Source organism: Micromonospora sp. NPDC047756 (assembly GCF_055587245.1).
The window spans coordinates 330,266-351,062 of record NZ_JBVJGQ010000002.1 but is presented as its reverse complement, the minus strand read 5'-3'; the positions used below and the strand labels follow the sequence as shown (position 1 = coordinate 351,062).

At 70.7% G+C, this 20,797-nt stretch carries 14 protein-coding genes; 6 read left to right on the top strand and 8 right to left on the bottom strand.

The genetic code is table 11. The features are described from left to right. Positions 1-171: 171 nt before the first annotated feature. On the bottom strand, positions 172-1,038 hold the full coding sequence (locus ACZ6NZ_RS06700; RefSeq protein ID WP_366608439.1) for an alpha/beta fold hydrolase: 867 nt from the start codon (positions 1,036-1,038) through the stop codon (positions 172-174). Between the two features lie 346 nt (positions 1,039-1,384). On the opposite strand from ACZ6NZ_RS06700, the gene ACZ6NZ_RS06695 reads away from it, so the two are divergent. Both ACZ6NZ_RS06695 and ACZ6NZ_RS06690 read left to right on the top strand, forming a co-directional pair. Further along, positions 1,385-2,725 carry a carbohydrate-binding protein gene (locus tag ACZ6NZ_RS06695; RefSeq protein ID WP_366608440.1) on the top strand — a complete coding sequence of 447 codons (1,341 nt, stop codon included), beginning with the start codon at positions 1,385-1,387 and terminating at the stop codon, positions 2,723-2,725. 193 nt (positions 2,726-2,918) lie between these two features. Then, positions 2,919-4,130 (top strand): esterase-like activity of phytase family protein, encoded by a 1,212-nt coding sequence (locus ACZ6NZ_RS06690; RefSeq protein WP_465856434.1) that lies wholly within the window; start codon positions 2,919-2,921, stop codon positions 4,128-4,130. A gap of 85 nt (positions 4,131-4,215) precedes the next feature. On the opposite strand, the gene ACZ6NZ_RS06685 is transcribed toward ACZ6NZ_RS06690, so the two are convergent. Continuing rightward, positions 4,216-4,485 (bottom strand): hypothetical protein, encoded by a 270-nt coding sequence (locus tag ACZ6NZ_RS06685; protein WP_366608442.1) that lies wholly within the window; start codon positions 4,483-4,485, stop codon positions 4,216-4,218. Positions 4,486-4,521: 36 nt separating this feature from the next. Beyond that, positions 4,522-5,079: a TetR/AcrR family transcriptional regulator gene (locus tag ACZ6NZ_RS06680; protein WP_465856432.1), complete on the bottom strand. Its 558-nt coding sequence runs from the start codon at positions 5,077-5,079 to the stop codon at positions 4,522-4,524. A gap of 93 nt (positions 5,080-5,172) precedes the next feature. Between ACZ6NZ_RS06680 and ACZ6NZ_RS06675 the strand changes: the two genes are divergently transcribed. Continuing rightward, a complete protein-coding gene (locus ACZ6NZ_RS06675; RefSeq protein ID WP_465856430.1) occupies positions 5,173-6,135 on the top strand; it encodes a zinc-binding dehydrogenase in 963 nt (320 codons plus the stop codon). Between the two features lie 30 nt (positions 6,136-6,165). On the opposite strand, the gene ACZ6NZ_RS06670 is transcribed toward ACZ6NZ_RS06675, so the two are convergent. Continuing rightward, on the bottom strand, positions 6,166-7,089 hold the full coding sequence (locus ACZ6NZ_RS06670) for an NADP-dependent oxidoreductase (protein ID WP_465856428.1): 924 nt from the start codon (positions 7,087-7,089) through the stop codon (positions 6,166-6,168). Positions 7,090-7,548: 459 nt separating this feature from the next. Here ACZ6NZ_RS06670 and msrA point away from each other — a divergent pair, with 459 nt between their 5' ends. Together msrA and ACZ6NZ_RS06660 are read left to right on the top strand one after the other, a co-directional pair. Then, positions 7,549-8,055 (top strand): peptide-methionine (S)-S-oxide reductase MsrA, encoded by a 507-nt coding sequence (msrA, locus tag ACZ6NZ_RS06665; protein ID WP_366608445.1) that lies wholly within the window; start codon positions 7,549-7,551, stop codon positions 8,053-8,055. A gap of 179 nt (positions 8,056-8,234) precedes the next feature. Beyond that, positions 8,235-8,879: a TetR/AcrR family transcriptional regulator gene (locus tag ACZ6NZ_RS06660; protein ID WP_465856426.1), complete on the top strand. Its 645-nt coding sequence runs from the start codon at positions 8,235-8,237 to the stop codon at positions 8,877-8,879. A gap of 134 nt (positions 8,880-9,013) precedes the next feature. On the opposite strand, the gene ACZ6NZ_RS06655 is transcribed toward ACZ6NZ_RS06660, so the two are convergent. The 4 genes from ACZ6NZ_RS06655 to ACZ6NZ_RS06640 all read right to left on the bottom strand — a co-directional run bounded on the left by ACZ6NZ_RS06655 (position 9,014) and on the right by ACZ6NZ_RS06640 (position 17,653). After that, positions 9,014-12,199, bottom strand: coding sequence for a penicillin acylase family protein (locus ACZ6NZ_RS06655; RefSeq protein ID WP_465856424.1), 3,186 nt, complete (start codon positions 12,197-12,199; stop codon positions 9,014-9,016). 266 nt (positions 12,200-12,465) lie between these two features. After that, positions 12,466-16,263, bottom strand: coding sequence for a VWA domain-containing protein (locus tag ACZ6NZ_RS06650; RefSeq protein WP_465856422.1), 3,798 nt, complete (start codon positions 16,261-16,263; stop codon positions 12,466-12,468). A 199-nt stretch (positions 16,264-16,462) separates the two neighbouring features. Next, a complete protein-coding gene (locus ACZ6NZ_RS06645; protein ID WP_465856420.1) occupies positions 16,463-16,717 on the bottom strand; it encodes a DUF1737 domain-containing protein in 255 nt (84 codons plus the stop codon). An 81-nt stretch (positions 16,718-16,798) separates the two neighbouring features. Next, on the bottom strand, positions 16,799-17,653 hold the full coding sequence (locus tag ACZ6NZ_RS06640; RefSeq protein ID WP_366608451.1) for a hypothetical protein: 855 nt from the start codon (positions 17,651-17,653) through the stop codon (positions 16,799-16,801). 186 nt (positions 17,654-17,839) lie between these two features. Here ACZ6NZ_RS06640 and ACZ6NZ_RS06635 point away from each other — a divergent pair, with 186 nt between their 5' ends. Next, entirely contained in the window at positions 17,840-20,695 is a 2,856-nt protein-coding gene (locus ACZ6NZ_RS06635) for an AfsR/SARP family transcriptional regulator (RefSeq protein ID WP_465856418.1), read from the top strand. Positions 20,696-20,797 lie beyond the last annotated feature (102 nt).

The window sequence follows — 20,797 nt, the reverse complement described above, 5'->3', positions numbered from 1 at the left end:
GCGGGCCTGCGGGGGCGGGTTGGGCGGGTCCCTCTTCCCGGCCCCTGCGGGGCCCCCCCCCCCCCCCCACCCGCCCCCCCCCCCCCCCCCCCCCGGCCCCCCCCCCCCCCCCCCCCCCACGGCCGGCCTTTCGCAAACCCGGCTCCCGTTGCCGCCGAGGTCAGGAGACGGTCAGGCGGTCGTCCGGGCCGCCTCCAGGATGACCTCGGTGACCTCGCCGGGATGCGAGATCAGGCCCAGGTGGCCGGCGTCGATCCGGGTGATGTCGGCTCCCGCCCGCTTCATCATCGCCTCCTGGCTGGCCGGCGGGATGACCCGGTCCTCGGTGCCGATGACCGCCCACACCGGGATCGTCTTCCACGCCGGCTCGGTCGCCGGCACCCCCAGCGCGTTCGTGGCCAGGGCGGTCTGGGTCACGGCGAGCACCTCCGCCTGCCGCCGGGGCAGACCGTTGGCGAAGCCGGGGATGAACACCTTCGGCAGGACGTACGCGTCGGCCGCGCCCTCCGGGGCGCCGGGGAACGGTACGAGCTTGAAGACGCTCGTGGGGTCGGTCAGGGCCGGTTCGAGAATCGAGCCGGAGCCCGCGGTGAGCTCTTCGACGGTCTCCCCCTTGTCCGGGGCGAAGGCGTCGACGAAGACGAGTGCCTTGACGTTCTTGTTGCCGGTCGCGGCGTCGCTCGTCACGAAACCGCCGTAGGAGTGGGCGGCGATCACGATGGGACCCTCGATGGTGGACAGGAAGTCCTTCAGGTAGCCGCTGTCGATCGTCGGCCCCCGGTTGGGTTGCGGCGCGACCTGGACATCGAAACCGCGGGCCTGGAGTCTCTTGACCTCCCCACTCCAACTGGAGCCGTCCGCCCAGGCGCCATGCACCAGGACGATGGTTGGTCTGCTGCGATGCCCCTCGTCCGGGGTTGGTCGCGGGCCGCCGTCCGCGGACACGCCTGGGGCGGCTGAGCCGAGCACCGTCACCAGCGTGGCGGCGGCGAGCGTTGCGGCGATGGTCTTCGGCCGACGTAGCGAGATACCGAGCATGTCTCTTCTCCCTCGTTGGTCAGTGGTTTCCGAACGCGGGCAGATGTGCGCAGCCGCCACCGCGACCCGGCCCACGCCGTACCGGTCGAGAGCACCGCCGAGCTGCCGCGATGACGCGCCTGATCGCCCAACCTCACCGTATTCACGCCAACCGCGCATCTCAGGACAGAAGAGGAAAATAACTCAACTTTCACCTGGCCGGAGGACACGCCATCAAACAGGTTCTCGACCCCCCTCGCACCGACCGCTCCCCCACTTCCCGTTATCTGTAAACAACCCTTGATATTAGACGTCACGAACGTCAATATGTGGAGGTCGCGGGTCGTCGAAGCCTGGGGAGTGAGCCATGAGAAGACATCGGATTTTCGCAGCGGTGGCCGGGGCGGCGATGACCCTCACGGCCGCCGTCGCCTTCGTCCCCAGCAGCATGGCGGCCGTACCCTCGGCCAACGCCGTTCCGATGGTCGCCTGTGCCGCGCCCGGCTGGGCCGAAGGACCCACCTACCAGGCGGGCGCGCAGGTCACCTACGGCGGGCGGCTCTACCAGGCGCTGGTGACCCACACCGCGCACCCCGGCGCCGGCTGGAACCCCGCCTCGACTCCATCGCTCTGGCGTGACCTCGGCGCGTGCTCGGGGACCACCCCGCCACCCACCACGCCACCACCGACGACGCCACCACCCACCACCCCACCGCCGACCACTCCTCCTCCCACCACGCCACCACCGACCGGTGGGACCTGCGCGGTGAAGTCGCGGCCCACCGGCAAGGTGCTGCAGGGCTACTGGGAGAACTGGGACGGGGCCTCCAACGGCGTGCACCCCGGCCTCGGCTGGATCCCGATCACCGACAGCCGGCTCAACCAGCACGGATACAACGTGATCAACGCGGCGTTCCCGGTGATCCGCTCGGACGGCACGGTCCTCTGGGAGAACGGCATGGACGCCGGCGTGAAGGTGGCCACCCCAGCCGAGATGTGCCAGGCCAAGGCGGCCGGCGCCACCATCCTGATGTCGATCGGCGGAGCCGCCGCGGGCATCGACCTGAGCTCGACCGCCGTCGCCGACCGGTTCATCGCGACGATCGTGCCGATCCTGACGGCCTACCACTTCGACGGCATCGACATCGACATCGAGACCGGCCTGACCGGCAGCGGCAACATCAACACCCTGTCCACGTCGCAGGCCAACCTGATCCGGATCATCGACGGCGTGCTGGCCCGGATGCCGTCGAACTTCGGCCTGACCATGGCGCCGGAGACGGCCTACGTCACCGGCGGCAGCGTGGTCTACGGCTCGATCTGGGGCTCGTACCTGCCGATCATCAAGAAGTACGTGGACAACGGCCGGCTCTGGTGGCTCAACATGCAGTACTACAACGGCAGCATGTACGGCTGCGCCGGCGACTCGTACCCGGCGGGCACCGTGCAGGGCTTCACCGTGCAGACGCAGTGCCTGAACAACGGGCTCACCATCCAGGGCACCACCATCCGGGTGCCGTACGACAAGCAGGTCCCGGGCCTGCCCGCGCAGATCGGGGCCGGCGGCGGCCACCTGTCGACGTCGTTGGTCACGCAGGCGTGGAACTCCGTACCCGGTCTCAAGGGTCTGATGACCTGGTCGGCGAACTGGGACGGGTCGAAGGGGTGGACCTTCGGCGACAACGTGAAGCGCCTGCAGGGCCGCTGACGGCTGACCGACACCGGGCCTCCCGCCTGCCGTACGTACAGGCAGGCGGGAGGCCCGGCGCGGCTGACAGCCGTGCGGCATCCGCCGGCGGTTTGGGCGGGCATTCCCCTGTGGCCAGTTCGAGTTCACCGCATCGCTCTACGGTGCCAGCGGACCGAAGACGTCCTGCTGGCACCTGGAGAGATGAGGATCGATGGCAGTAAGTAAGCGGATGGGCCTGACCGCTGCGGCGGTCGCGCTGACCCTGACGCTGCCGGGCACCGCGACCGCGGCGGCGGCGGAGCGGAACACGTGGGACCAGGCCGAGTTGTTGAGGTTCGCCGCGCTGCCGGCGGCAACCTTCGTTCCCGGCAGCGAACCGTCCGGCTCGTCGCTCGGCAGTGCCCCCATCAATGGAATCACCCCGCCGTTCGCCGACCAACCGATCCAGGGGTTCAGCGGCGTCCTGCGCAACGCCGACGGCACCTTCGACGTGCTGTCCGACAACGGCTTCGGCAACAAGGCCAACAGTGCCGATTTCGTGCTGCGTGTGCAGCGGGTCGCGCCCGACTTCGGCAGCGGCGCCGTGGACGTGCTCGGTGGCATCAACCTGACCGACCCGTACGGCAAGGTGCCCTTCCCGCTCACTCGTGCCGACCGCGTGCTCACCGGGGCGGACTTCGACGTCGAGTCGATCACCCGGACGGCGGATGGCACGTACTGGATCGGTGACGAGTTCGGCCCGTACCTGCTGCATTTCGACCGGGCAGGCCGCTTGCTGCAGGCGCCGGTGCCGTTGCCCGGGGTTTTCGCCCCCGAGAACCCGGGCCGCGGTGCGACCCCGGCCAACCTTGGCAGCAGCAAGGGTTTCGAGGGCACGGCCCAGTCGCCGGACGGTCGCACGCTCTACCCGCTGCTTGAGGGCACGATCACGGGTGATCCGGCCGGCACCCTCCGGCTGAGCGAGTTCGACATCGGGACCAACGCCTACACCGGACGGCGCTGGAGCTACGCGCTCGACTCTCCCACAAACGCGATCGGTGACGCCGTCATGGTGGATCGCGACCGCTTCCTGATCATCGAGCGGGACAACGGTCAGGGCGAGACGGCCAAGGTCAAGAAGATCTACCTTGCGGACAAGCGCGACCGTAACCGCGACGGGGTGCTCGACAAGACGCTGGTCGCCGACCTGATGGCAATCGCCAACCCTCGGCACGTCGGCGGTTTCGGTGACCCGTTCACGTTCCCGTTCCAGACGATCGAGGACGTGGTGATCCTCGACGACCGCACGCTCGCCGTCCTGAATGACAACAACTTCCCGTCGTCGGCGGGTCGGACGGCCGGCCAGGCGGACGACAACGAGTTCATCGTGATCAAACTCGACCGCCACCTGAACGCGGACAAGCACGTCCTGCGTCGCTACTGAACCCTTGTCAGCGGGGTGGGCAGACCGACAGGCTGTCCACCCCGCCCCGGGTGGCGTAAGCGCGGGCCGAACGGTGTCGCGTGGGTCATTCCTCAGCAGTGGGTCGGCTGTGCACCACCAACTCGTCGATCTCCAACCGGCCGACGCGCAACTCCCGCACGACCGCCCGGCGGATCGCCAGCCGTCCGATGACCAGCGCCCCGACAGCGACGGCCCCGACGGCCAGCGCCCCCACGGCGAGGGCACCGACCGACGCCGCGCCCGCAGCCCGCGCGCCGGTAGCCGCCGCGCCCGTCGCCACCGCGCCGTCGGCACGCGTTCCGGTCCACCGCATCAGATTCACGTCACGCTTCATCGCCCCATTGTCCGCGTGCCGCCGGCCGGTTGCCGATCAGCCGCGAAACGCCTCGATCGTGAGCGCGGCGAAGCGCCGAGCGGCGGCAACCCGGGCGTTCGTCGAGATGGCGTACAGGCCACCGTTGGCCATCAGCATGAGAACGAGGTCGTCCAGGCCCACATCCGCCCGTAGGTGGCCGGCGCCCTTGGCCCGGCGCATCAGTTCGGCGAGCGAGGCGAGGGCGGCTTCGCGCTTCGCGGCGAGGTCCACGGCGTGGGGAAATGCCGAGGTGAACGCCGCGGTGAAGCCTCGGTTCCGGGCTTGCAGCTCACAGAGCTGCTCGATCACGAGGCACAGGCCGTGCCAGGGGTCCGGGTCGGTGAGCCCTTCGTCGACGACGGCGACGCACGCGTTCATCTGATCCGCGAACGCCTCCGTGGCCAACGCCTGCTTGGTGGGAAATCGGCGGTAGAGAGTGGCGGGGCCGACTCCGGCTCGTCGGGCTATCTCACGCATCGGCACGTCCATGCCTTCGGCGGCGAAGACCGCGCGGGCGGTGTCGAGGATGCGCTCACGGTTGTCCAGCGCGTCCGACCGCAGGTTCTGAGTCAACTGGCCTCCCACTCTCTCACTCTAGCTAAACGGACGCATGCGTCCACTACCGTTCGGGCGTCCGCGGGACTGGCGTGGGAAGGGTGACGAACCGTGAAGGCAGTAATGATCAAGGAGTTCGGCGATCCCCGTGGGCTGGCGGTCGTCGACCTCCCCGCCCCGGTGCCCGCTCCCGGGGAGGCGTTGATCACCACTGAGGCGGTCGGCGTGGCAGGCGCCGACGTCCTGATCCGAAGCGGCGCTCTCGCCGCGTACGGCTTCCGCGAGGGTCACATCCCCGGCGGCGAGGTTGCCGGCACGGTCACGGCGGTGGGTGACGGCGTGGACCCCGCCTGGATCGGGCAACGCGTCTGGGCCTTCACGGGTACGGGCGGCGGCTATGCCGAGCAGGTGGTCGCCCCGATCGCCGAGGTTCTGTCCCTGCCGGCGGGCCTCTCCGCGGTCGACGCCCTGGCGCTCGGCAGCTCCGGGGTCGTGGCTCACTTCGGCCTCGCTCACGCGCACTTCTCGCCAGGTGAGTCGGTCCTGGTCCGCGGTGCGGCCGGCAGCATCGGAATCATGGCGGTGCAGCTCGCGGTCGGCGGTGGTGCCAGTGCCGTCGCGGTCACGACCTCGTCGCCGGAGCGCGGCCGCCGACTGCGCCGCCTTGGTGCGACCCACGTGCTGGACCGCTCCGGGGCAGGGGGTTCGGACGATCCCACCGGCTACGACGTCATCATCGACGTTGTCGCGGGCCGGGACCTGCCCGCGTTCTTCGACCGACTCAACCCCAACGGCCGGCTCGTGGCCGTCGGGGCGGTGGGCGGCCAACCGCCCGCGGACTTCGGGACGAGGTTGATGACCGCGTTCCAGAAGTCGATGTCGTTCGCCACCTTCAGCGCCGCGACGGTGACGGCGGCCGACCGGCAGACCGTGCGCACGGAGCAGTTCGCCGCCGCCGCCCGCGGGAAGCTCCAGACCGTGGTGCACGAGGTTCTGCCGCTGGAGAAGGCGATGGTGGCGCACCAGAAGATGGACGCTGGCGAGGTCTTCGGACGAATCGTCCTGACGTCGTAGCGAACACACCCGTGCAGCGGCTCGTCGACTTCAGCGCGGGGAGCGAGTGCGGATGATCGTTTTTCCGGTGATCCGCTCGGTCGGGTTGAGAGCGGCGACGGCGTCGTCGAGGTCTGCGACGGTGCCGATGTTCGTCCGCAGCCGCCCATCCCGTACCCGCTGGACGATTTCCCCCAGTTGCGCACGATCCGGCATCACCACGAAATCTGTCGCCAGAACGCCCGCGGGCCGCGCCTCGGACGGCCCGACAACGGAGACCAGTGATCCTCCGGCTCGGATGAGGCCTGCCGAACGCTTCCCGATCTCACCGCCGATGACGTCGAAGACGAGATCGACTCCACCGACGTCTTCCACGGCCTCGCTGCCGAGGTCGACGAACTCGTGTGCGCCGAAGTCCAGCGCCCGGTCACGGTCGGCAGCGCGCCCGGTGCCGATGACGTGGGCGCCGAACTCACGCGCGAGCTGCGTCACCATCGACCCGACTGCGCCGGCCGCGCCGTGCACGAGGACGCTCTGCCCCGCCCGAAGGCGGCCGTGCTCGAACAACCCCTGCCAGGCGGTCAGGCCAGAGATCGGCAGGCTCGCTCCCACAGTGAAGTCGACGTCGCCGGGCAGCGGGGCGAGGTTGCGGGCCTCGACGGCCACGTACTCCGCCAGGGTGCCGTCGCGGGTCCAGTCGGTGAGCCCGAACACCCGCTGTCCCACCGACAGTCCCGTCGTGCCGTACCCGAGAGCGCTGACCACTCCGGCCAGCTCGTGCCCGGGTGTCGACGGCGTCCGGTCACGGCCGAGGCGATCGGTCCAGGTCGAGGGCCACGTCAACTCGGTCGGGACGAACCCCGACGCGTGAACCTGGACGACGACGTCGTTGAGGGCCGGTTCCGGCTCAGGCCGCTCGACCAGCGTCATCCCGGCCGTTCCCGCAGCCTCGTCCGTCACCACGATCGCCTTCATCAGACACCTCCCTGTATCCAGCCCTCGTCTGCGCTGGCACGAGGAGCGCAGTTCCGTTTCCCAGCATTGCCGGCTGCACGCCTCGGCGCCGTGCCGCAGCAGGTCGGCAGCGGTTGGGGCGCGCGGATGCCGCCGAGGGTGGCGGGGCGTGTGTCGACTCGACGCAGACGGGCAGGTCAGGCACCCATCGCTCCCCGAGCCACCCGGTCGAGCGTCCCGAACCTAGCCACGGTAAAACTGGTCTGTCAAGTCCACTTCTGTTTCATCTGGTTACTCCTGTGGTCAGGCTCAAGTGCCAGTTCAGAATCATCGCGGCGCAGCGGCCCGACGTCGGTGAGACCCGCGCTCGTGGACTCTGGAGTCCAGGTAAGGTGGAGACTGCGGGAATACCACCGACCCGGCGAGCGTCTGTACCTGCGTGTCCAGGTGGGCTGGCACGACGACAGGCAAGGAGACGACGTGAACACCGAAAAGGCAATCCTCGCCGGCGGCTGCTTCTGGGGCATGGAGGAGTTGTTCCGCCGCCAGCCCGGCGTCGTGTCCACGCGCGTCGGCTACAGCGGCGGCGACGTGCCGAACGCCACCTACCGCAACCACGGCACCCACGCGGAGTCCATCGAGGTCGTCTACGACACCGACCAGACCGACTTCCGCGCGCTGCTCGAGTTCTTCTTCCAGATCCACGACCCGTCGACGAAGAACCGCCAGGGCAACGACATCGGCCTCAGCTACCGCTCGGCGATCTTCTACACCAACGACGGGCAGAAGCGGGTCGCCGAGGACACCATCGCCGACGTCGACGCCTCGGGCCTGTGGCCCGGCAAGGTCGTCACCGAGGTCACCGCGGCGGGTGACTTCTGGGAGGCCGAGCCGGAGCACCAGAACTACCTGCAGACCTACCCGAACGGGTACACCTGCCACTTCCCCCGCCCCGGGTGGAAGCTCCCGAAGCGGGCATCGGCCTGACACCTCCGGCGCGCGGACCCCGGTCCGCGCGCCGGCCCGCGCGCGCTCTGGGACCGGATGGTCCCCGGTAATCCCGTACCAACGATGACTCTGGTAATGGTCGCAGCTCGTCAAGGGAGCGGAATGCACCTCCACCCGCTGGACTCCGAAGTCCAAATTCTGCTGGATACACTCGATTGATGAGCGACGAGCAGGTGACTGCGCCGACGAACAGGCGGCGGATCAGTCAGCGGGGCATCGCGACGCGAGAGCGGATCCTCGATGCAGCGAACCGGCTGACGCTCGTGCGCGGAGTGAACGCGACCACCCTCGACGACATCCGCGAGGCAAGCCAGACGAGCAAGTCCCAGCTCTACCACCACTTCGCCGACAAGCAGGAACTGGTGCGCGCCCTGGTTACCTATCGGGGCGCGCTCGTGCTTCAGCGGGAAAGCGCCGGGCTCGAACGACTGAGATCGTTCTCAGGGCTGATCCGGTGGCGTAACGCGCTGGTCCAGGCCAACTCGCTGAACAACGGCCGATACGGGTGCGGCCTCGGGTCAATGGCCCTCGAACTGTCTGATCAGGACGAGCAGGCGCGATCGTCCCTGTCGGAGACATTCGCGGCCTGGCAGAAGCTGATCAGTGATGGTCTGCACCGGATGCGCGACAGTGGCCTGCTGCGCCAGGATGCCGACCCGGAGAAGTTGGCCACGGGATTGATGGCCGCTCTGCAGGGCGGCTACCTGTTGGCGAACACCGCGCACGACGTCGCACCCATGGAAGTCGCCCTGGACATGGCGCTCGACCACATCAGATCGTTCCTCGTTGCGCCCCCTCGCTGATCGGGCCCGCCACCGACGGAACACCAGCGGCCCCGACGTGAGCGCGTGCTGTTGACCCGACAACACACCGGTCGGCAGTGATGGCGCGCACCGGAGGGGGCGGCGGGCGATTCCGCCGCCCCCTCCGGGCAGGCTCACGTGCCGTACAGCTCGAATTCGTAGAGCGAGAACCCGTACGAGGTGGCGCGTTTGGCCCCGTACACCCGAACGTAGCGGGCGGTGACCGGGGCGAAGGTGGCGTTGTCGACGCCGCCGTTGCCGGTCGTGGTGGCGAACACCGGCGACCAGGAGCTGCCGTCGGCGGAGACCTCGATCCGGTACGAGGTGGCGTGCGCGGCCTCCCACCGCAGCACGACCCGGCTGACGGTGCGGGCCGCCCCGAGGTCAACTCGGAGCCACTGGTTGTCGTTGTAGCTGCTCGCCCACCGGCTGCCGAGGCTGCCGTCGACCGCCTTGTCCGGCGTGTGACCGGTCAGGAACTGGGTGCTCGACGCGGTCGCCGGACGGCCCTGCGCCAGGTTGGTGACGTCGTCGCCCCGGCGCGCCGGGAACGAGACGACCTGCTGGTAGGTGGGACGGTTCTGCCAGGCGATCACCGGGTGGGTGATGCCGCCGAGCCCGGAGTGGACGATCGCGTCGGCGCACCACTGGTCGCCGGCCCCGCACGACTTGTCACCCGGGTAGACGGTGGTGGCCGGCACCGCGGCGGCCTGGCCGAGCGCGTCGAGCAAGGCCTGCCGGCAGGCGCCGAGGTTGCCGTTGCCGCAGTACGCGCGGCCCAGCCCTCCGGCCACCGGGTCGCCGAGCACGGTGCGCAGATCCTTGTCGACGTACCCCCACCAGCCGTGTTGGAATGACGAGCCCTTGTGCGCCTGGCCCTGCAACGCCCAGTTCGCGGCGCCGTCGCGCCCGCCGTTCTGGCCGCCCGACGGGGCCTCGTTCACCTGGATGGCGTCGACCAGCGCGGCGTAGAGGTCCGGCCCGAGGCCGGGGCGGAACTGCGCCGAGGCCACCAGCGGCCACCAGGCGTCGAAGATCCGGATGGCGTCGGCGTGCTGGTAGACCTTGGAGCCGGGGGACGTCTCCACCCGGCGGACTCCGGCCTGCTGCCAGGCGCGCAGCTTGCCCACCGCGTCGGCCAGCGCCGGATCGGTGATCGGCGTGCTGTCCAGCACCCGCAGCAGGTCACCGAGGACCTGCTGGCCGCGCAGGTCGGTCACCGCCGCGTCCGCCACGATCTTCACGACGTCGGCGCGGCCGAGCTTGCGCTGCGCGATCGCCGCCCGCACCGGGCCGTCGAGCAGCTGAGCCCGGTGTACGGAGCCGAAGCTGAAGTTGCCGTCCGCCGCCCCGAAGTCCCGCGCCTGCTTGTTGTTCCAGCTGACGTAGTAGTCCTGGTTGACCGACTGCGGATGCGCCGACGCCGGGGTGTAGGTGGCGTCGTTGGTGTCCGGATTCCAGCCGGCCCACTCGTACGCCGGCTCGGCCTTCGTGGGCAGGTTCGCATCGGCGGTGGCCGGACGGACCGGGTTCGCGCCGGAGTTGAGGTACGCCGCCTCGGTCGAGTTGACGTAGAACCAGTTGAACGCGTAACCCACGTCGGCTGCGGACGCCTGGAAAGCCGCCGCGCTGCCCATCGCCGACGGGTCGTTGAAGGCCTGGAAGCCGATCGCCGAGTCCGCCTCGTGCCGGTAGGTCGAGCGTAGTTTGGTGAACGCCGTCGGCTGCCCGTTCACCAGGCCCCGATAGGAGACCAGCCCGTACTTGGTGCGCAACGCGCGCAGTGTGTACGAGCCGGCCGGGGTGGAGTCGGCCAACGTCGGGGTCCAGGAGTTGCGCTGCTCCAGCGCCTCCATGGCGAGGCACTGCCCGTGGTAGAGGTAGCGGTTGGTGCGCAGCGTCGGGGCAGTGCCGTCGGTGGTGCACAGCGGCACCGCGTACGTGTCGGTGAGATCCTGGGACGCGGAGGTGGCGCTCCACGCGTAGTCCTGGCCCCGGCCGAGCAGCACGTAGAGGTTCAGCCCGGCGAACGCCGCGCCACGCGCGCTGATGCCCGGACCCTGCAACTCCTGGAGCATGAGCAACTGCGGCGCGAAGTAGCCGGTCTGCGGCCCGAACACGGCAATCGGATTGCCCGTGGTGGTGTGCCGTCCGGAGACCACCACCGCGTTGGACATGCCGTGCGCGCGCAGGTTGGACAGGCCGCCGAGCAGCTCCTTCGTGGCGGTGCTGGCGCCGGTGCGGGCGGCGGCCCCGCCGGTGGCGTCGTACGCGAGGGGTTCGGCGACCACCGAGCCCGCGTCGGGGAGCACCGCGCTCGTCGCGCCCGGTGGCGTCGCCCCGTACGGGAAGCTCTGTCCGTCGCGCAGGGTGAGCACGGTCTCCGGGTCGTTCTGCGAGCGGAACGCCGCCCACACCCGGTCGCCCTCGGTCGCCCCGTACTTGGCGCGGGCCGCCACCCGGACCAGCGCGGACTGCATCTCGCTGCCCCCGCCCCCGCCGAAGAGCCCGCCGATCACACCGGCGGTGGCGATCAGGTCGGTCATCGTGAAGTGCTTCGGCTTGCCCGCGCCCGCGAGCACGTACTCGCCCGGGTAGTTGTCGTCGGCGATCGACTTGTCGATGTAGGCGTTGATGCCGGCGATGTAGTCGACCACGTCGGTGTAGAGCTGCTGGCCCCGGGCGCCCTTGGTGCGCAGCGCGTTCACCTGGGCCTGGAGGTCCGCCTCGGTGTAGGGCGAGTTGGCCCAGACGCTCTGCTCCAGCTCCCGGTTGCCCGGCGCGCCGCCGGCGAACGAGGTGACGTTTCCACGGCCGACGTGCCGCAGCAGATCCATCACCCAGAGCCGGTCCTGGGCTCCGGCGTAACCGGCGCCGAACATGGTGCCGGCGCGGGTGGTGCCGGTGACGTGCGGGACGCCGGTGGCCTTGTCCCGCACGATGGTGACGTCCGACCGCGGCGAGACGGTGCTCTCCACCTGTGCGGCCGGAACGCCGAACGAGGCGTCGTTGTAGAAGTGGGCGATCTGCTCGTCGGTCAGCCCGGCGTAGTTGTAGACCAGGTTCGCGTACTCGTCGAGTTGGTCGCTGGAGTGCGCCGGGCGGGTGCCGAGCGCCTGGTGCGCCAGGATGGCGACCAGCGTCGCGTTGCCGTTCTGCCCGGGGGGCAGGATGTCGGCGCACTGGCCGAGGCAGTAGTCGTTGGCGGCGAACGTCGTGGCGGCCAGCGCCGGTGACGGCGGAGTCACCGTCAGGACGCTCGCGGTCAGGACTGCGGCGGTGAACGCCGCGAGCCGGTTACGGAGAGCGGGACGGGGCATGGCGATCCTCCGGGGACGCGGAGTCGGGCCGTTCGGTCACGCCCGGCTCCGGTGCCGACGTCTCGTCCTCCGCGCCCGGGCGTTCCGCCAGGAGGTGAGAGTGACTCGCATCTATCCTCGGGCAATGATCGACGCAGAAACCCCGTCCGGGATACCCGTCGTTCACCACGCGCCAATGCCGACGTTTCGCCCTCCGTCGCCACCGGGGTCGACGGCCGGGACCAACAAGCCCCGCTGCGGCGGTTGTGCCAACCGGTCGGTCACCCTCAATAGAGGGTGAACGCCAATTGCAACGCCTCAGCGACCTCTTCGGATGTAGCGACGGTGAAGGTGCTGCCACCGCTTGCCTCACCGATCTCGGTCAGGCCCTCGATGATGACCGGATCGGCGCTGTCCTGGGTGATGCCGATGACCCGGACGATGGCGCCGTCCTGCCGGCGCACCGCGTCAACGCCGCCCCTCAAGCGGGGCTGACTGGTGTTGGATCCGTCCGTCACGACGATCAGGTTCACCGGCCGGGTCGACGACTCGGTCTCCCGGATGTGTTGCCACACCGCAAGGATGGACGCGTTGAGGTCCGAATCAGCACCCTCGATCAACTGTCGGTCGAGCTCGTCTCGCACCCGATCGCGGACGTCGGCGGCGCGGCCGGTCGGCACATGCGCCCGGACCCCCGAACCGACGCCGCCGGCGCGTTTGGAGAATGTCCACAGTGCCATCCGGTCGGCAGGTCTGAGCCGGATCACGCCTTCCCGTACCGCCTTCAGCATCAGATATGCGTCGTATCCCCTCATCGATCCTGAGGTGTCGACCAGGAGAACCGCAGTGACCGGCGGGCGGGCCGTCTCCCACAGTGCGACGAGCCCTGGAAGCAGCCCGGGGGCGAGCCCTGAGCCGGTGGCCGCGCCTGATCGGGGTGGGTGAGGCCACCTGTGAGCGATGTTGTCTCGGAGGAACTTTCTGAGAGCGTCAGCGAGGATGCCCTGTGCCCTACTCGCCGAGGAGAACACCACGTAGGGCATGTCCGCCGGCAGCATGCTGTCGTCGAGCGGGACCGTGGCCCAACGGAATGGGGGCCTACCGAACGGGCACGGCTGGCCCTGGTTGGCGTCGTCGACGATGACCTGCCTGGTGATCACTACTGTGTCGGCTGCGTCGGCGGCACTCCCGCCGGCGCAGAGGAATCTGGTCTCGTCCTCGGTGATCGTGGCCTCGGCGAACAGGGCGGCGACGTCGCGCATGACCTTGGGGGAGGTGATCTCGGCCGAGGCCGCGCCGGAGACGGTGTCGCCAAGCTCCTTGCTGATTCCGTGGACGGCGTTCAGCCCGCTGATCGACCGTGCGGGGTTCGGCACCACGACCCGCGGAGGCGGGGCCGGTTGCCACAAATAGCGGGCGATCGCCGGCCAGTCCGCGCCATCGAATCTCTGGACGAGCGGTTCGGGGACGGCCAGGACGAGGGGGTCATAGGCGAGACGCTCGACCTCACCGCCGGTGACCGCCCTGGGGTGGCGGCTTCGCATCAGGTCGACCACGGCCGACGAAGCGGGGATCCACACCTGGACCTTTTCCGGATCGGGCGTGGCCAGCAGGTCACGGGGGCCGGTGATCAGCTGGACCGGCTGGCAGACAGCGCTACGGCTCTGGTTGAAATGGCTGACGGCCGAGGCCAACCTCGACTGGTGGTCAGGGGTGACGGCGACCGTGATCGAGACACGGCAGGCGGTGGCGGCCAGCTTCGAAGCCACGGTCTCGAGCGCGTCGGGCACCACGGTCACGCCGGTGACCAGCATCAGGACCACGCCGGCGAGCGCGGTGACAACGGTGCTTCGGCGCTGTACGGCGAACCGGTCCCGCCTGGGCGTCAGCGGCGGGGCACCGGCAAGGTGGGAGCGTAGGCGCTCGTGCCGGAAACGATAGGCCGGACCGTCCTGGCGGAGGACCTCGTGACGGTGCGCGGCCTCCAGGAAGCCCGTCAGGTCCCAGGGCAGCCGACCGCGTGCCGCCAGCCACAGCCGGGCGATCGTGTACGCGACCCATGGCGCGCCGGAACCGAACGCGGCAAGCACCGCCACCACCGTCGCCGCGAGCGCGGCCGCCACCGCGGCCGCCACCGCCGGGCTCCCACCACCGAGGCCGGCCAGTCCGGCACCGGCCAACCCCACCACCGCGGCGGTCACCGCGCCCACCGCGAGCGCGGCACCGGCCACGCTGACCAGCAGCGTCTCGCGTTCGGCACGCAGCGACGAACGGAACGTCGCGGTGCTGCCCGCATGCTCGTCGGCCTCGTCGGGAACGCTGAGCCACTGGCCGACACCGATCGGAACACCGATCACCAGGGCCGCGGCGGCACCGATGATCAGCGTGTCCAGCAGGGCCTGCGGCATCACGATGAGCCAATTGCGCGCGGGATCCCACCGGTCGACGGCGTTGAGCGCGGCGATCACTGTAGCCACCGCCATGGTGAACGGCGCGGCGGTCAGGCAACCTCCGGCCATTCGCCGGGGCAGGGCACCGAGGCGGCGGCCGAACCGTTGGGGCACCATCCGGCGTCCCGCCGCCAGGCCATTACTGATGATCCCGAGCATGGAACCGCCGACCACACCGACCACACCGAACGGACCGAAAAACTGGACTGCCGGCTCCGAGGTGGCGTTCATCAACACGGCCGTCGCGCCAGCCGCGAAGATCACGCCGCTGATCAAACCGTCGCGTAGGGCAGCGGCGATGACCGCGAACATGCCGGGTGGCTGGTGCACTCGGGCGGCACGACGGCCAGCGAGGACACCGACAGCCAGACCGGTCACCGCCGCGTAGGCGGTCGCGACGCCCGGGCGATAGCCGCTCAGCGCTGCGAACCCGGCACCAGCGGCCGCTCCGAGAGCCGCGACGACCAGGCCGACGGTGCCGACTATGACGGCCGGGTGCACCTGAGCGGCCATGGTCCACCAACGCAGTCGGGCGGTGGCGGCGAGGGCGGCGAGCCAGCGGCGGGGCTCGTCTCCCGGATAGGCGTTGGTGAGGAACTCCTCGAGCAGGTGCCGTTCAAGGGCGTCCGCGTCCATTGTCAGCAATCGCTGCGGGTCGCTCCTGGGGGATCGGTAGACGGACCGGGCCAGGGAGATCATCAACGGATTGGTGAAGGTTTTCGCGAGATCGCCGCGCTGGTCACGGCGCAGGTGTTCGGCGACGGGCTTCCACCGGGTGCTGCCCTGCAGATCGCTTTCGGTAAGGAAGGCGATAGCGTCATCCGGAGAGACGTGTTCGATCCGGACCACGGCAGCGGTGGACAGTGGGCCCCGACCGCTGACCACGTCGTCGTACTCAGCGGGCCGAGAGGTCACGACCAGACCGGGAAGGGTCGGACCGACCCGGTTCAGTTCGTCGAACGCCTTGTGCAGCGCTGTCCTCGAGAGTTCGTCCAGACCATCGAGGACGGGGAGGATTCGCTGCTCACGCACCAGGTGCCCGGCCCGGCCGGGGTAGTCCTCGTCGACGCGCCGAGCGATCCACTCGTCCAGAGGTTCGCCCACGTCCCACGTTGGCAGCGCCAACAGGACCGGAACCGGATCGGCGGCCTCCCGCAGATCAATGGCATCGACCACGAACAGGGCCATCAGGCTTGATTTTCCGGATCCCGGTTCGCCCAGGACAACGAGGTGCCGAGGACGGGTGCGGCCGACCAGAGCGACCAGTTGCCGCGTGGCGTGCCCGTCACGGTCGAGCTGGCCGGGCTGTGCCTGTGGTACTCCCGCAGCCGTGGGCTCAGATGGCGACCAGCGCAGACGCAGCGGCCTCGGGTGTTGCAGAAGGCGAAGTCCGATCTCCTGCTGCCACTGCCATTTGACGTGCTCAGCCAGCTTCCGCGCCATCTCGTCATCGTCTGTGCCGACCGGCGGCCTGGTACGTCGTCCCAGATAGAGGGCGGTGCCTGCGATGAAGAGACTCAGGACGCTGGCGTACTTGTCGGCGAGGTCGAGATTCTGCGGGTCGCGAGCCAGGACGGCACATGCCGCGAGGAGCGCGACTCCCGCGATGACGTAGAGTATCTTTCGTGCTCGCACTGAGTGACTCTAGCGCCGCTGGTCTCGCCCGGCCGGACGCCGGGCCGGCCCACCCGGCCGGCGCGAGTCGGATTCCAGCACCGCCCAGGCGCGGGTCGTGCCATGGCACCCAGCCCCCCCCCCCCCGCATCGGAATAGCCGCACGACGAAGGCGCGGAGATCGTCCGGGCGGTGACACGGTGCTGGTGTCAGCGGTGGCCTAGCACGTCCCTTCGCCGCCTGCGCCGCGCGCGACGTCGACACCTTCCGCTGACGGTCGCACGGAGCCGATGGAGTGCGGCAGCACCAACGCCTGAGCGGCGATCACGCGTTCGCCGTCGAAGGTGAGCGCCGGCGACCCGTGCAGCTGATAGCCCTGGTCGAGAAGGACGCTCACGCGCTGGCAGAACTCGGCGTCATCAGGCCCGGTTGAGGCGGTAGCCGAGCGGTTCGGCGAAATCTGACACCGCCGCATTGTGCCTGCCCGGATCCGGTGTGGCCAACGGTCTGACGGGTCGGAGTCGGCCGGGGCCGCCAGCGGCGGCCCCGGCCCGGATCAGCTCCCGCAGATGCCGTATGCGTTGAGGCTCCACGAGCCGGCGAAACCGTCGGCGTCCTCCTCCGCCCGCACCCGCGCGGTGGTCCCTCCGGTGATGTTGACCGCCGTCAGCAGCACCTGACCATTGCCGGCGTTGATGTCCGCGCCCGCGCTGTAGAGGCCCTTGCCGGCCGGGCACGTCTTGACGCGGGTGTCGGCCGAATCGCTCGCGCTCGGCGCCGTCCCCACGATCCGCTCCAGCCCGGCGGGCCCGTTGGCGCAGACGGCGATCGAGGTGGCGCTCCAGCCGGACGGCGAGGTGCCCTGCACCGGGACCGCCCGGACGGTCACCGACGTCAGGTCGGACGACGGCACCACCTGGTCGAGCACGAGATCGCCCAGGCCGCTGTTGATCCGCCCACCCATGCCGATGACCTTCTTCGTGCCACAGCTCGCCGTGACGTACTCCGTGCCGACCGCCCCGGTCGTGGCCACGACCTGGTACCCGGCTGGCGCGGTGGCACACTGGGCCAGGGCCTGCAGAGCCCAGTCGCCGGCGAAATTGACCGGGCCCACCTCGCGCATGGTCACGAAGAAACCGCTGCCGTTCGCCAGCGGCTCCAACCGGTCCAGCCCGACCCGTCCATTGGCCGACGAGCCGGAGACGAGGAAGCCGCCGCCCCCGGTGACCACCTTGCCGGTCGGGCAGGACGCGAACGCCGACTTGTCCAGGCTGCTCTCGGCCGCCGACTGGGTCACCGTCTCCAGCCCCGCCGGTTCCGCCGAGGCCGGTGCCGCCCAGCCCAAGCCGGCCACCACGGCAGCCGTCGACACAACGGCCGCCAGCGCGCCCCGTCCCTTGGTTACTCGCATGTCGCTCTCCCTGTCCGCCTCGGCCGACGCCGTGCCAGCCCGCCTCCCGCCGGACCACGGATCCGACGGCTGAGAAGAGCCTGGGCGGGCCCGCTTGTCGTCCGCTATCCGACCGCTTGGCGCCGCCGTGCCGGGCCCCGCCGTCCCTAGACTGTGGACGTCCGAACACGACCGAACAGGAAAGCCATGCGGTGGTCCCTCCTCGGCCCCGTCCAGGTGACCGCCGGGGGGCGGGTCCTTCCGATCGACCGCCCTCAGCAACGCGCGGTGCTCGCGCTACTGCTCCTCAACGCCGACCGGTTGGTGCCCCTCGGGCAGATCGTGTCGGCGCTCTGGGCCGAAGAACCACCAGCCAGCGCCCGGACCCAGGTGCAGGTCTGCGTCTCCCGAATCCGGTCGGCCCTGCGCGAGGTGGCAGCGGCCGACCTGCTGACGACCCAGGGCAGCGGCTACCGCCTCACCGTACCCATGGGCGAGCTGGACCTCGCCGAGTTCACCGTGGCGGTCGAGCGGGCCCGCGCCGAGGAGACAGCCGGCCGGCGGGCAGAGGCGGCGCGACTGCTCCGCGACGGCCTGGCGCTGTGGCGGGGGCCGGCGCTGGCCGGAGCGACCGGAGCCTTCGTCGACGCTGCCGCCACCGGCCTCGACGAGCAACGCCTGCTCGCGTACGAGCGGCTCGCCGCCGTGGAACTCGACCTCGGCCGGTTCGCCGCGACGGCGCGTGCCCTACGCCCCCTGGTGGCCGAGCATCCGCTGCGGGAGTCGCTGGTGGCCGGATATCTGCTGGCCCTGGCCGGCTGCGGTCAGCGGGCAGCCGCGCTGCGGCTCTACACCGAGACCCGCCGCCACCTCGTCGACGAGTTGGGCGTGGAGCCCGGCCCCGAGTTGAGCGAGGCCCACCTGCGGGTGCTGCGGGGGCGGATGCCGGCCGAGCCCGCACCTGTCGAGCCCCACGGCCCGTCTCCGGCGCAGCTTCCCGGCGCCCCCGCCTGGTTCACCGGCCGTACGTCGGCGCTGCGGCAGCTGGACGCGCTGCTGCCCGCCGAACTGGCGGGAGCCGCCCCGGGCGGCGGCGAGGGCGATCCGGGCCGGGCGGTGGTCATCTCCGCCATCGCCGGCACCGCCGGGGTCGGCAAGACCACCCTCGCGGTGCACTGGGCCTACCGGGTCGCGCACCGGTATCCGGATGGGCAGCTCTACGTCAACCTGCGCGGGTTCGACCTCGACGGCCGGGCCGTGTCGCCGGGCGAGGCGCTGCGCGGCTTCCTGGAGGCGCTGCACGTGCCGCCCCAGCGGATGCCCACCGACCTGCCCCGGCAGGCCGCCCTGTTCCGGACCCTGCTGGCCGACCGCCGCGTTCTGGTGCTGCTCGACAACGCCCGCGACGAAGAGCAGGTGCGACCCCTGCTGCCCGGATCCCCGGAAAGCCTGGTCGTGGTGACCAGCCGCAATCGGCTCACCGGCCTGGTGGTCAACGCCGGGGCCCACCCGGTGACCCTCGACGTGCTCCGGCCGGCCGAGGCCCGGGAGCTGCTGGCCCATCGGCTCGGTCGCCGCCGTGTCGGGCGCGAGGCGGCGGCGCTGGACGAGATCGTGCGCCGCTGCGCCGGCCTGCCGTTGGCCCTGGCCGTCGTCGCGGCCCGTGCCGTCGGGCAGCCCGACGTACCGCTGGGGGCGTTCGCCACCGAACTGCGGGACACCGACCCGGTTCGGCTCACCGCACTGTCCACCGGCGATCCCACGACCGACGTACGGGCGGTCTTCTCCTGGTCGTACCGGGCGTTGGACGCCGACCCGGCCCGGTTGTTCCGGCTGCTCGGGCTGCATCCCGGCCCCGATGCCGAGCGGACGGCGGTGGCCAGCCTCGCCGGCCTGCCGCCGGCTCGGGTCGAACCGCTGCTGGCCGACCTCACCCGGGCGAACCTGCTCACCGAGCGCACCCCCGGCCGGTACGCGATGCACGACCTGCTTCGCGCGTACGCCTCGGAGCTGTGTCACGGCACCGACCCCGAGGAGGAGCGGAAGACCGCCCGACGCCGCCTGTTCGACCACTACCTGCACGCCTCGCACGCGGCGGACCACCTGCTCGACCCGTACCGGTTGGCGCGGCCGGCCGCGCTGCCCGCCCCCGAGCCGGGTGTGACGGTTGGCGACCGCCCGGAGCACGCGTGGGCGACCGCGTGGTTCGCCGCCGAGCACCACGTTCTGCTGGCGTGTGTGGAGCAGGCGGCGGGCGGCGGCCTGGACCGGCACGCGTGGACGCTGGCGGCGGCCCTCACCACGTACCTCGATCGCAGCGGGCACTGGCCCGAGCTGGCCACCGCGCAGCGGACCGCCCTGGCGGCGGCGCTGCGCCGGGGTGACCTGGCCGGTCAGGCCCAGGCGCACCGGGGCCTCGCCATCGCCTGCACCTGGTCGGGCGATCACGAGGCGGCGCACCGGCACTACCGGCGCGACCTGGAGCTGTACCGCGAGTTGGGCGACGACACCGGACGGGCGCACACGCACCTCGGGGTGAGCTGGGTGCTCGCACGGCAGGGTCGGCTGCCGGCGGCTCTCGACGAGACCCGGCTGGCCCTCGACCTCTACCGGACCGCCGACTACCGGGTCGGACAGGCCAAGGCGCTCAACAATCTGGGCTGGATGCACGCCCGGCTCGGCGAGCCAGGGCCGGCGCTGCACTGCTGCCAGGCGGCCCTGCGGCTGCACGAGGAGACCGGCGACCGGCACGGGGCGGCGCTGACCTGGGACAGCCTCGGCTTCGTCCACCACGGCCTCGGCGACCACGACCGGGCCGCGGACTGCTACCGGCGGGCCCTGGAGTTGCACCGGGAACTCGGCGACCGCTACGACGAGGCGGAGGTGCTGGACAACCTGGGCGACAGCCTGCGGGCCGCGGGTGACCTCGATGCCGCGCGCCGGGCGTGGCGAGAGGCGCTGACGATCTTCGACGAGCTGCGCCATCCCGACGCCGACCGCCCCAGGGTCAAGCTGGCCGCCCCGGCCGTCCCCGCGGCGTCAGCGGGCGGCGGGGAACCGTAGCGGCAACCCGCGCAGGGTTGAGAATCACCGGGTCGGAGGGGAGCCCGGACGGGCTCCCCTCCTCAACCAGTCGCTACGAAACCAGTCGCTACGAGGCCGGTC